Raw genomic sequence first — 11,103 nt, 5'->3', positions numbered from 1 at the left:
CCCCACCGTTTCCACCCCGCACCAATCTCCACCCCCACCGCTTCCACCCCGCACCGACCTCCACCCCCACCGCTTCCACCCCGCACCAATCTCCACCCCCACCGTCTCCACCCCGCACCGACCTCCACCCCCACCGTCTCCACCCCGCACCAATCTCCACCCCCACCGTCTCCACCCCGCACCAATCTCCACCCCCACCGTTTCCACCCCGCACCAATCTCCTCCGCACAGATCTCCTCCCACATGGCTTCGCGAGGAAGGACCCCCACCGTGCGAAGAACCCGCATCCTCACGGCCGTACTGGCGCTCGCCGCCGGTCTGGTCGCGGGCAGCCCACCCGTGCTGGCGGCGGACGGCAGCCCGAAGGCGCCACTGGCCGCAGAGTCGTACACCTGGAAGAACGCCCGGATCGACGGTGGCGGCTTCGTGCCCGGCATCGTCTTCAACCGCAAGGAGAAGAACCTCGCCTACGCGCGCACCGACATCGGCGGCGCCTACCGCTGGCAGGAGTCGAGCAAGACGTGGACGCCGCTGCTGGACTCGGTCGGCTGGACGGACTGGGGGCACACGGGCGTGGTCAGCCTGGCCTCCGACTCCGTCGACCCGAACAAGGTGTACACGGCGGTCGGCACCTACACCAACAGCTGGGACCCCGGCAACGGGGCCGTGCTGCGGTCCGCCGACCGGGGCGCGAGCTGGCAGAAGACGGACCTGCCGTTCAAGCTGGGCGGCAACATGCCCGGCCGGGGCATGGGTGAACGCCTCGCGGTCGACCCGAACAGAAACAGCGTGCTGTATCTCGGCGCGCCGAGCGGGAAGGGGCTGTGGCGGTCGACGGACTCGGGGGTCACCTGGTCGCAGGTGACGAACTTCCCCAACGTCGGCAACTACCAGCAGGACCCGACCGACACGAGCGGCTACGCCTCCGACAACCAGGGCATCGTCTGGGTCACGTTCGACGAGTCGACCGGTACCTCCGGCACGGCCACGAAGACCATCTACGTCGGGGTGGCCGACAAGGACAACGCGGTGTACCGCTCGACGGACGCGGGCGCGACCTGGACGCGGCTGGCCGGCCAGCCGACGGGTTACCTGGCGCACAAGGGCGTGCTGGATGCCGTCAACGGCTATCTCTACATCGCCTACAGCGACAAAGGCGGTCCCTACGACGGCGGCAAGGGCCGGCTGTTGCGGTACGCGACGGCGACCGGCGCCTGGACGGACATCAGCCCGGTGGCAGAGGCCGACACGTACTACGGCTTCAGCGGGCTGACGATCGACCGGCAGAAGCCCGGCACGGTGATGGCCACCGCCTACAGTTCCTGGTGGCCGGACACACAGATCTTCCGCTCCACGGACAGCGGCGGGACCTGGACGAAGGCGTGGGACTACACCTCGTATCCCAACCGCTCGAACCGGTTCACGATGGACGTCTCCTCCTCACCGTGGCTGACCTGGGGCGCCAACCCGTCGCCACCGGAGCAGACGCCCAAACTCGGCTGGATGACCGAGGCGTTGGAGATCGACCCGTTCAACTCCAGCCGCATGATGTACGGGACGGGTGCGACGATCTACGGCACGGAGAACCTGGCCAACTGGGACAGCGGCGGCCAGTTCACCATCAAGCCGATGGTGCAGGGGCTGGAGGAGACGGCGGTCAACGACCTCGCCTCTCCCCCGTCCGGCGCCCCGCTGCTCAGCGCGCTCGGCGACGTCGGCGGCTTCCGCCACACCGACCTGAGCAAGGTGCCGTCGATGATGTACACCTCGCCGAACTTCACGACGACCACCAGCCTGGACTACGCCGAGACCAACCCCAACACGGTGGTCCGCGTCGGCGACCTCGACTCGGGTCCGCATGTGGCGTTCTCCACGGACAACGGCGCCAACTGGTTCGCGGGGACGGACCCTTCGGGGGTCAGCGGCGGCGGAACGGTCGCCGCGGCGGCGGACGGCAGCCGCTTCGTGTGGAGCCCGGCGGGCGCCGGCGTGCAGTACACCGCCGGCTTCGGTACGTCGTGGTCGGCGTCGAGCGGGATCCCGGCCGGCGCGATCGTCGAGTCGGACCGGGTCGACGCCAAGACGTTCTACGGCTTCAAGTCGGGCAAGTTCTACGTGAGTTCGGACGGAGGCGCCACGTTCACCGCGTCCGCGGCGAGCGGCCTGCCCAGCGGGGACAGTGTGCGCTTCAAGGCGCTGCCAGGCGTCAAGGGCGATGTCTGGCTGGCGGGCGGAGCGAGTGACGGCGCCTACGGGCTGTGGCACTCCACCGACTCCGGCGCGACCTTCACCAAGCTGTCGGGCGTCGAGCAGGCCGACACGATCGGCTTCGGCAAGGCCGCGACGGGAGCGTCGTACCAGACGCTGTACACCAGCGCGAAGATCGCCGGGGTCCGCGGCATCTTCCGCTCGACTGACAAGGGCGCGACCTGGACGCGCATCAACGACGACGCGCACCAGTGGGGTTGGACGGGCGGAGCGATCACGGGCGACCCGAGGGTGTACGGGCGGGTGTACGTCTCGACCAACGGCCGGGGCGTCGTCTACGGCGACACCTCCGACCCGAACGGCGGCGGCAGCGGGGGCGGCGGGGGTACGGACCCCACGCCCACGGGGGCCTGCGCGGTGACGTACACGATCACCAACCAGTGGTCGGGCGGCTTCCAGGCGGACGTCAAGCTGGCCAACACGGGCACGAGCGGGTGGACCGGCTGGAGTCTCAACTGGGCTTTCCCGGGCGGCCAGAGCATCTCCCAGCTGTGGAACGCCGACTACACGCAGTCGGGTTCGGCGGTGACGGCGAAGAACATCGGCTGGAACGGCAACGTGGCGGCCGGCTCGTCCGTCAGCTTCGGCTTCACGGGCAGTTGGTCGGGCACGAACACGAAGCCGACCGCGTTCAGACTCGGCGACCAGAGCTGCACGGTGAGCTGAGGACAGCTCGGTGAGCTGACGACGGCTCGGTGAGCGAACGACGGTGGGTGCGCGCCCCGGCGGACGCGCACCCACCTTCGGTCACGGGGTGTAGACCGCCGGGCGGGGCGCCGTCGGCATCCCGTTGCCGACGTAGAAGCTCGGGTGTGGCGGCTGGTTGTACGCGGTGTTCTGCCAGGCCAGTCCCGTGCGGTACATCGTGTCGTGCAGGAGGGTCGTGATCCTCGTCGTCGTCTCCTGCGGCGTCGAGTAGATGCGCAGCGCGGTGTTGTCGCTGGTCGGCCAGACGACCTCCTCGCGCCAGTCGCCGAGGATGTCGCCGGACAGGGACGGGGTCGCCTTGGTGCCGTTGTTGGAGTGGACGCCCGAGCCGGTCAGCAGACGGGTGTCCGAGGACGTGCCGTACTTGTCGATGTGGGTGCCGTCGAGGAGTTCGCGGGTGGTGTCGGCGTCCCACCAGGACAGGAAATTGACGGAGGACGGTTCCCGGCCCTTGGTCGCGCCCGCCTCGTCGCGGACGGAGGAGTCGGAGGCGGACCAGACCTCGGCGCCGTCGTTGCCGGCCCAGATGTCGCCGGCGACTCCGCGGCCGTTGTCACAGCAGGCGGCGAGCTTCCAGTTGACGGTTCCGTTGGCCGGGTTGATGTAGAGCTCGGCCGGCTGGCTGCTCGACTCCGAGACCTTGAAGTACTCCAGGCCTGGGTGGGAGGGGTCGAGGTCGCCGAGGTGCTGGGCGTCGCCGTGCCCCGTCTTCGTCGTCCACAGGCCGTTTCCGTTGTCGTCGACCGCCATCGCGCCGTAGACGATTTCGTCCTTGCCGTCGCCGTCGACGTCCCCGACGGAGAGGCTGTGCGAGCCCTGGCCGTCGTACCCCTTGCCGGTGTTCGTGGAGGAGCTGGTGTCGAAGGTCCAGCGCCGGGTGAAGGCGCCGCCACGCCAGTCCCAGGCGGCGATCACGGTCCGCGTGTAGTAACCGCGTGCCATGATCAGCGAGGGCCGGGATCCGTCCAGGTAGGCGGTTCCCGCAAGGAAACGGTCGACACGGTTTCCGTAGGAGTCGCCCCAGGACGAGACCGTGCCGCGGGCCGGGACGTAGTCGACGGACTGCATGGCCCGGCCGGTCTGGCCGTTGAACATGGTCAGGTACTCGGGGCCGGACAGCACATAGCCGCTGGAGTTGCGGTGGTCGGCCGACGAACTGCCGATCACCGTGCCCGTGCCGTCCACCGTGGCGTCGGCCGTCTTCATGGCGACCTCGGCCTTGCCGTCGCCGTCGTAGTCGTACACCTGGAACTGTGTGTAGTGGGCGCCGGAGCGGATGTTGCGGCCCAGGTCGACGCGCCACAGTCGGGTGCCGTCGAGTTTGACGCCGTCGACGATGGTGTTTCCGGTGTAGCCGGACTGGGAGTTGTCCTTGGCGTTCGTGGGCTGCCATTTCAGGACGATGTCCAGGGCGCCGTCGCCGTCCAGGTCGCCGACGGAGGCGTCGTTGGCCTCGTAGGTGTAGGCGACGCCGTCCGGGGTCGTGCCGCCGGCCGGCGGGCTGATCGGGACGTCCTTGTAGCCGGTGCGGAACTGGATCGCGTGGACGGAGTCGGCCTGTTCGACGCCGTTCACGATCGCGCGGACCGTGTAGTCGGCCTGGGCCGGGGCGCCGGAGTGGAAGTAGTTCGTGGAGCCGGTGACCGGGGTCGCGTTGACCTTCGTGCCGGCCCGGTAGACGTTGAAGGAGACGCTGTCGGGGTCGGTGCCGAGCCAGCGCCAGCTGACCAGGTTGCCGCTGTCGGTGTGCACGCTGACAACGCCCCGGTCGAGGGCCTCCACCTGGCGGGCGGTGGCGGCTTCGGCCGTGCCGGCGCCGAGCGCGGTCAGTCCGGCGCCGACCAGCGCGGTGACGGCGGTCAGCGCGGACAGGACAGCCCTTCGTCTGCGGTGCCTGGGCGGGTGCGAGTGCGGGTGCGGATGCTGCACGAGACGTACCTCCCGGGTGGGACGGACGGGTTCCGTACCGTCAGTCGCCGCCGGGGGCAAGCGAGTTGCCGTATCGGGCGGCCAGTTCCGCGACGGTCCGGGCGATCCGCTCACGCAGCTCGGGCGGCTTGAGCACCTCGATGTCCGCGCCCAGGCGCAGGAACTCGGCTTGGGCGTGCGCGACGGACTCGATGGGGACCCGGGCCAGTGTCCAACCGTCGTCGTCGACACGCCCGTCGACCGCCCTCGGCAACCGCACGCCCGGCGCCAGCCGCACCAGCGCCTCGCCGCGGTACAGCCGTTCGTGGAAGGCCCGCTGGTACCCCGCCCAGTACGCGGCCAGGTCGAAGCCGTCGGGACGTGCGAACTCCTCGCCGCGAGAGGCGAGTTCGAGAATCTGGTCGACGCGGAACGTACGCGGCCCCGGACCGGCGACGACGTACCAGCGACCCGCCTTAAGCACCAGCCCGTACGGCTCCAGGCGGCGCTCCACATCGGTGGGCTCGGCCCAGCGGCGATACAGGACGTGCAGTACCCGGCTGTTCCACACCGCGTCGGCCACCGCCGGGAGGTACGGCGTCTCCGCGTCGTCCGCGTACCAGCCGGGCGCGTCGAGGTGGAAGCGGCCGCTGATCCGGTCGGCGTGGGCGCGCAGCTCCGGCGGCAGGGCCGCGCGAACCTTGAGCTGGGCGGCGGCGAGGACCGAGCCCAGGCCGAGCTCGGCGGCCGGGCCGGGGGCGCCGGCGAGGAAGAGGGCCTCCGCCTCGTCCGCGGTCAGTCCCGTCAGACGGGTGCGGTAACCGTCGAGCAAGCGGTATCCACCGGCGTGACCCGCGTCGCCGTACAGCGGAACGCCCGCCGCGCCCAGCGCGTCGACGTCCCGGTAGACCGTGCGCACCGACACCTGAAGCTCCTCGGCGAGCTGGGCGGCCGTCATCCGGCCCCGGGTCTGGAGCAGCAGCAGAAGGGAGACAAGTCGGCTGGACTTCACTGACACAGGATGTCAGTGAAGTGGGCCTAGCGTCCCGTCCATGGCCTTCACCGAGAAACTCCTTACCGTGCCCCCGCCGATCGAGGTGGCGGGGCGGCGGATCAAGCGTTACCACGTCACCGCCGATCCGGCGGGCATCGCGCCCGAGGTGGAGAAGGCGGCGTACGCGATCCTGCCCGAGCTGCTGCCGGAACCGGACGGGACGCCGCCGGCCACGTTCGTCGTCCTGCACCGGGGCGGTGACGACGGCGCCTATCTGAACGCCTACAGCTGGGTGTGGGACAACGTCCTGCACTTCCGGGGGGCGGCCGCGGGCCAGCCGGTGCTCAGCTGTCCGGACGACGCCCCCACCCACTTCGTGGTCACCCACCGGCCCTGGATCGGCTGCGTCTGGGAACTGCCGCCGATCCTGCACGAACGGGACGCCTGGGTGCGGCACATGCTCGCTCCCACAGCGCCCGACATCCCGGACCTCGACGCCTACCTGGCCGATTCCCTGCCCGCAGGAACCACTGGAGACCGCTCATGAGCAGCCCGCACGACTTCGACTTCCTCCATGGCGAGTGGGAGGTCCGGCACCGCCGGCGCGCCGACTTCCTCGACCCCGACAGCGACTGGGAGGAGTTCCCGTCCACGAGCCGCTGTTGGCCGCTGTTCGACGGGGCCGCGAACATCGACGAGATCGACATGCCGCACCTGGGCGCCAAGGGACTGACGCTGCGCCTCTTCGACCACGGGAGTGGCCAGTGGTCGCTGAACTGGTCCTCCAGCAGCACCGGCCGACTCTTCCCGCCGGTCGTCGGCCGTTTCGACGGCGACCGCGGCGCGTTCTACGGCGATGACACGCACGATGACAAGGACGTACGGGCGCGGTTCATCTGGTCGGGGGTCTCCGCCGTGTCCGCCCGCTGGGAGCAGGCCTTCTCACTGGACGGCGGGAAGACCTGGCTGACCAACTGGGTCATGGACTTCACTCGCCCGGGAACGCATCGGAAACCGGTTTCCGGAACGCCTTCAGTGTGAAGGCCGGGTCCGGGCGGGGCCGGTCCTGGTCGGGCAGGGCCGCGAGGCGGGCGGCGAAACCGTCGGCCAGGGGGTGTCCGGGCGGCAGCGTGACGAACCAGCCGCGCCGCAGGTCGGCGATGGCCCGGCGTGGGCTGCGGCCCTGGCCTCGGCCCCGGAAGCGGGCCTGCCCGGCCAAAACCAGCCCGCACCCGACGGCGTACGACTCCACGAGCGCGGCGGCGTCGGAGGCCGGACGGCGCGGGCGGGAGGCCAGCACGACATCGATGTCGCTGCCCACGTTGTGGGAGGCGCCCTTGTCGACCGTGGTGACGTACACCCCGCCGGGCCGCAGCACCCGGGCGCACTCGGCGACGATCCGCCGCGCGTCCGCGGGGTCCTCCACGAGGTGCAGCAGCCACACGCTGCTGACGGCGTCGAACTCCCCGTCCCGGAAGGGGAGTCGGCGGCCGTCGGCGAGGACGACCGCGCCCGGCAGCCGGGCGGCGGCGTGCCGGGCCATGCCGGGCGCCCGGTCCACGCCGGTCACCCGCAGCCCCTGCCGCCCGGCCGCGAGGTGCCGGGTGACGATGCCCGTGCCGCAGGCCACGTCCAGCAGGCTGCGCGCCCGAGCCGGCAGGAGGCCGAGGACGCCCTCCGCGGCGGCGGCCGCCCTGGGCTCTCCGCCGCGGAGGGCGTCGTAGCGTTCCGCTTCCTTGTCGTAGTCCAGCACGCGCGCTCCCCGTTCCCCCGCCGCCGACTCCGTGACGCCCGGCCGTACGCCCGGCCGTACCCCTGCCCGTCGCCGCGCCCTCAGTGCGCTCCGTGCCCCGGGGCCGCGGCCTCCACCCGCCGGGCGAGTTCTACGTCGAGGTCGGTGACGGCGTCGCCCGCGCTGTGGGTGTTCACGGCGAGGGAGACGGTGTTGTAGCCGAGGGTGAGCTCGGAGTGGTGGTTGAGCTCCTCCTGGATCTGTGCGACGTGGATGACCAGGGCGGTCGCGGCGAAGTGGGAGTCGAGGCGGTAGGTGCGGGTGAGGCGGTCGCCGTCCGCGGACCAGCCGGGCAGCTCGGACAGCCGCTCCTCGATCTCCTTCTGCGACAGCGGTTCGACGGCCATGACCCGGCTCCCTTCCTGGGCGGCGCATACCCGTCCAGCGTGCCACAGGACGGCCGTGGCGGCCCTGGTCAGAGGGGTTCGTGCTGGTCAGCCAGGGAAGCCAGGGACGACATCGCCGTGCCGGGCGCCCGGGATGCCGCCGCGGATCGAGCCCGTGGAGTCACTGTCACCGAAGTGGTTCACGGACGGCAGCAGGGCGTCCCGGACCCGGGGCGTGGCCCTGACATCGGGCACGAGCACCGGACTCGGGCGCGGTGCACCGGCGTCGGCTCCGGGGCAGGCGTCCGCCGGTCGTTCATCCGCTCGCTTCTCAACTACCGTCGTACGTATGACCATTGTCGCGACCGGTACGAAGGCCTATTCCGCCGCCCCCGCCGATCCGGGGGTCGGCCCGCTGCTGCGGGCCTGGCGGGAGCGGCGGCGGTTGAGTCAGCTGGAGCTGGCGCTGCGCGCCGACTCCTCGGCCAGACACATCAGTTTCGTCGAGACGGGCCGCTCCCGGCCCAGCGAGGAGATGCTGCTGCGGCTCGCCGAGCACCTCGACGTGCCCGTCCGGGAGCGCAACGCGCTGCTCCTGGCGGCCGGTTACGCCCCGCACTATCCGCAGACCCCGCTGGACGACCCGGCGCTGGACGCCCTGCGGGCGGGCCTGGACCGGCTGATCCAGGGCTACGAGCCGTACCCGGCCCTGGTGATGGACGCCCGGTACGACGTGGTGGCGGCCAACCGGGGCATCACGATGCTGCTGGACGGCGTACCGGAGTCGCTGCTTGCGGCCCCGCTCAACGCGATGCGCCTCACCCTCCATCCGCAGGGCCTGGCGCCGCGCATCCGCAACCTGCGCGAGTGGCGCGGCCACCTGCTCGCACAGATGGAACGCCAGATCGCCCTGTACCGCTCGGCGCCGCTGCGGGAGCTGTACGACGAGGTCGCCGCCTACCCGGTCGCGCAGAGCGCGCCGACCAAGGAACCGGCGGAACCCGTCCCGTACTTCGCGTTGCCGATGCAGATCGAGCACGAAGGGCGGATCCTGTCGTTCATCTCGTCGGTCTCCACCTTCAACACCCCGATGGACGTGACCGTCGCCGAGCTGGCCATCGAGACCTTCCTCCCAGCCGACCCCGCCACGGTCGCCCACCTGCACTCGCTGATCAACTGATGCTCCACAGGGGGCCGTGCCGGAGGGCGGACTCAGATGAACGTTCGAGTCCGTTCCGGTGTGACCGGCGTCGGAACGTGGCACACTGGCCCGCGTGCCTCGACGCGTAGGGGAGACGTGGGGTGAGTGAGCGACGGCCCGCACCCACCGTGGGCCAGGTGGTACTGGGCAGGCGGCTGCAGGAACTGCGCGAGGCGGCCGGCCTCGGCCGCGAGGAGGCGGCCCGCGCCCTGCGCGTGGCGCCCGCGACCGTACGGCGCATGGAGACGGCCGACGTCGCGCTGAAGGTCCCCTATGTGCAGGTGCTGCTGGAGACGTACGGCGTCCCCGAGGACGAGGCAGAGGCGTTCGTCGCGCTCACCGAGGAGGCGAACCGGCCGGGCTGGTGGCAGCGGTTCCACGACGTGCTGCCCGAGTGGTTCAGCCTGTACGTGAGCCTGGAGGGCGCGGCCCGGCTGATCCGCTCCTACGAGCCGCACTTCGTGCCCGGGCTGCTGCAGACCGAGGACTACGCACGCGCCGTGCTGGAGGCCGGGACGGTCGGGCGCACCACCCCGGAGACGATCGAGCGGCATGTGTCGCTGCGCATGGCGCGCCAGCAGCTGCTGGAGAGCGCCGACCCGCCCCATCTGTGGGTGGTGATGGACGAGACGGTGCTGCGCCGCCCGGTCAGCGTGGACGCGTCCGTGATGTCCGAACAGCTCGACAGGCTCGTGGAGTTCGCCGAGCGCGACCGGATCACCCTGCAGATCGCCGAGTTCGCGGCCGGTCCGCACCCGGGCACGTCCGCGCCGTTCTCGCTGTTCCGGTTCGCCGAGCCCGAGCTGCCCGACATGGTCGTCACCGAGTATCTGACCGGCGCGCTGTACCTCGACGACCGCAAGGAGGTCTCCGCGCATCTGGAGGTCCTCGACCACATGACGACGCACGCCGCGTCCGCGCCACGCACCAAGGAGATCCTGCGGGACGCCCGCGCAGGCCACTGAGTTCGGCCGTCCTCCTCCCACCCGCCAGGAGCAGACCGCATGACCGGATCCGAGGCAGAGCAGGCCACCGTCCCCATCGACACCAGCCGGCCGCATCCGGCCCGGGTGTACGACTGGTGGCTGGGCGGCAAGGACAACTACCCGGTGGACGAGGAGCTGGCCCGCAGAATCCTCGCCGTGGACGGGACGGTGGTGCGCGGGGCGCGGGCCAACCGCCGGTTCATGCAGCGGGCCGTGCGGGTGGCCGCCGAGGCCGGGACCCGCCAGTTCCTGGACATCGGCACGGGCATCCCCACCGAGCCCAACCTGCACCAGGTGGCGCAGGGCGTGGCCCCGGAGTGCAAGGTGGTGTACGCGGACAACGACCCGATCGTGCTGCGGCACGCGGAGGCGCTGCTGCGCGGCTCGGCCGAGGGCGCCACCCAGTACGTGCACGCCGACGTCCGCGACCCCGACGCGCTGCTGCACCGGGCCGCCGACACCCTGGACCTCACGCGGCCGGTCGCCCTGTCGCTGGTGGCGCTCACGCACTACCTGGGCGAGGACCTTGCCGGCGACGACGTGTACGGCCTGCTGAAGAGATACGTGGCCGCCCTCGCCCCGGGCAGTTGGCTGATCCTCTCCCAGGTCACACCCGATCTGAGCCCCGAGGCCGTCGAAAGGGCCGCCGAGCAGTTCCGGCGCAGCGGCACCCCTTTCCACCCCCGCTCCCTCGCCGGGTTCTCCCGCTTCTTCGAGGGCCTGGAGCTGCTCGGCCCGGGCGCGATCCCGGTCTCCGGCTGGCGACCGGAACCCCAGGACGTGGCGGCCCAGGCGGAGGGCATCGTGCCGGTGTACGCCGGGGTCGCGCGCAAGAGATGAGCCGCTTGTGGCTGCGCGGCCACTCGGTGCCCACCCGACGCGGCTGCCCCGCTCCGGTAGCATCGGTGACCGGGAGTCAA

The 11,103-nt window shown here is 71.2% G+C and carries 11 protein-coding genes; 6 read left to right on the top strand and 5 right to left on the bottom strand.

The window, feature by feature from the left end; translation table 11 throughout:
- The first annotated feature begins 270 nt into the window (after positions 1–270).
- Positions 271–2,934: a cellulose binding domain-containing protein gene (locus tag ACZ5SK_RS21865; protein ID WP_361701873.1), complete on the top strand. Its 2,664-nt coding sequence runs from the start codon at positions 271–273 to the stop codon at positions 2,932–2,934.
- 81 nt (positions 2,935–3,015) lie between these two features.
- Here ACZ5SK_RS21865 and ACZ5SK_RS21860 read toward each other — a convergent pair whose 3' ends face one another.
- Positions 3,016–4,905, bottom strand: coding sequence for a rhamnogalacturonan lyase (locus ACZ5SK_RS21860; RefSeq protein ID WP_334575504.1), 1,890 nt, complete (start codon positions 4,903–4,905; stop codon positions 3,016–3,018).
- Between the two features lie 40 nt (positions 4,906–4,945).
- The gene (locus ACZ5SK_RS21855) at positions 4,946–5,896 is read right to left on the bottom strand and encodes a helix-turn-helix transcriptional regulator (RefSeq protein WP_361701871.1); all 951 of its coding nucleotides are present in this window, start codon (positions 5,894–5,896) and stop codon (positions 4,946–4,948) included.
- A 40-nt stretch (positions 5,897–5,936) separates the two neighbouring features.
- Here ACZ5SK_RS21855 and ACZ5SK_RS21850 point away from each other — a divergent pair, with 40 nt between their 5' ends.
- Together ACZ5SK_RS21850 and ACZ5SK_RS21845 are read left to right on the top strand one after the other, a co-directional pair.
- On the top strand, positions 5,937–6,425 hold the full coding sequence (locus ACZ5SK_RS21850; protein ID WP_468576486.1) for a hypothetical protein: 489 nt from the start codon (positions 5,937–5,939) through the stop codon (positions 6,423–6,425).
- Positions 6,422–6,919, top strand: coding sequence for a hypothetical protein (locus tag ACZ5SK_RS21845; protein WP_334575666.1), 498 nt, complete (start codon positions 6,422–6,424; stop codon positions 6,917–6,919). Before ACZ5SK_RS21850 ends, ACZ5SK_RS21845 begins: the two co-directional genes overlap by 4 nt.
- Here the strand turns inward: ACZ5SK_RS21845 and ACZ5SK_RS21840 are convergent.
- The 3 genes from ACZ5SK_RS21840 to ACZ5SK_RS21830 form a co-directional block, all read right to left on the bottom strand.
- The gene (locus tag ACZ5SK_RS21840; protein ID WP_361701869.1) at positions 6,867–7,631 is read right to left on the bottom strand and encodes a class I SAM-dependent methyltransferase; all 765 of its coding nucleotides are present in this window, start codon (positions 7,629–7,631) and stop codon (positions 6,867–6,869) included. The two genes, ACZ5SK_RS21845 and ACZ5SK_RS21840, sit on opposite strands and share 53 nt — an antisense overlap.
- Before the next feature lie 80 nt (positions 7,632–7,711).
- Positions 7,712–8,017, bottom strand: a complete 306-nt coding sequence (locus ACZ5SK_RS21835) for a 4a-hydroxytetrahydrobiopterin dehydratase (RefSeq protein ID WP_079658549.1) — start codon at positions 8,015–8,017, stop codon at positions 7,712–7,714.
- 87 nt (positions 8,018–8,104) lie between these two features.
- Positions 8,105–8,251: an ADP-ribosylglycohydrolase family protein gene (locus ACZ5SK_RS21830; protein ID WP_468576484.1), complete on the bottom strand. Its 147-nt coding sequence runs from the start codon at positions 8,249–8,251 to the stop codon at positions 8,105–8,107.
- Positions 8,252–8,345: 94 nt separating this feature from the next.
- Between ACZ5SK_RS21830 and ACZ5SK_RS21825 the strand changes: the two genes are divergently transcribed.
- The 3 genes from ACZ5SK_RS21825 to ACZ5SK_RS21815 all read left to right on the top strand — a co-directional run bounded on the left by ACZ5SK_RS21825 (position 8,346) and on the right by ACZ5SK_RS21815 (position 11,023).
- Positions 8,346–9,176 (top strand): helix-turn-helix domain-containing protein, encoded by an 831-nt coding sequence (locus ACZ5SK_RS21825; protein ID WP_334575668.1) that lies wholly within the window; start codon positions 8,346–8,348, stop codon positions 9,174–9,176.
- Between the two features lie 122 nt (positions 9,177–9,298).
- Positions 9,299–10,162 carry a helix-turn-helix domain-containing protein gene (locus tag ACZ5SK_RS21820; protein WP_334575669.1) on the top strand — a complete coding sequence of 288 codons (864 nt, stop codon included), beginning with the start codon at positions 9,299–9,301 and terminating at the stop codon, positions 10,160–10,162.
- 39 nt (positions 10,163–10,201) lie between these two features.
- Entirely contained in the window at positions 10,202–11,023 is an 822-nt protein-coding gene (locus ACZ5SK_RS21815) for an SAM-dependent methyltransferase (protein ID WP_334575671.1), read from the top strand.
- Positions 11,024–11,103: the final 80 nt, after the last annotated feature.

The sequence above is a fragment of the Streptomyces sp. NPDC031474 genome (assembly GCF_055581185.1).
Note: the sequence above shows the minus strand (reverse complement) of the source record. Positions and strands in the feature narration are given on the sequence as shown.

What these genes read in the sequence shown, in the direction of transcription:
- ACZ5SK_RS21850 (WP_468576486.1), top strand. Translation starts at nt 5,937, where the DNA reads ATGGCCTTCACCGAGAAACTCCTTACCGTGCCCCCGCCGATCGAGGTG.
- ACZ5SK_RS21845 (WP_334575666.1), top strand. Translation starts at nt 6,422, where the DNA reads ATGAGCAGCCCGCACGACTTCGACTTCCTCCATGGCGAGTGGGAGGTC.
- ACZ5SK_RS21835 (WP_079658549.1), bottom strand. Translation starts at nt 8,017, where the DNA reads ATGGCCGTCGAACCGCTGTCGCAGAAGGAGATCGAGGAGCGGCTGTCC.
- ACZ5SK_RS21825 (WP_334575668.1), top strand. Translation starts at nt 8,346, where the DNA reads ATGACCATTGTCGCGACCGGTACGAAGGCCTATTCCGCCGCCCCCGCC.
- ACZ5SK_RS21815 (WP_334575671.1), top strand. Translation starts at nt 10,202, where the DNA reads ATGACCGGATCCGAGGCAGAGCAGGCCACCGTCCCCATCGACACCAGC.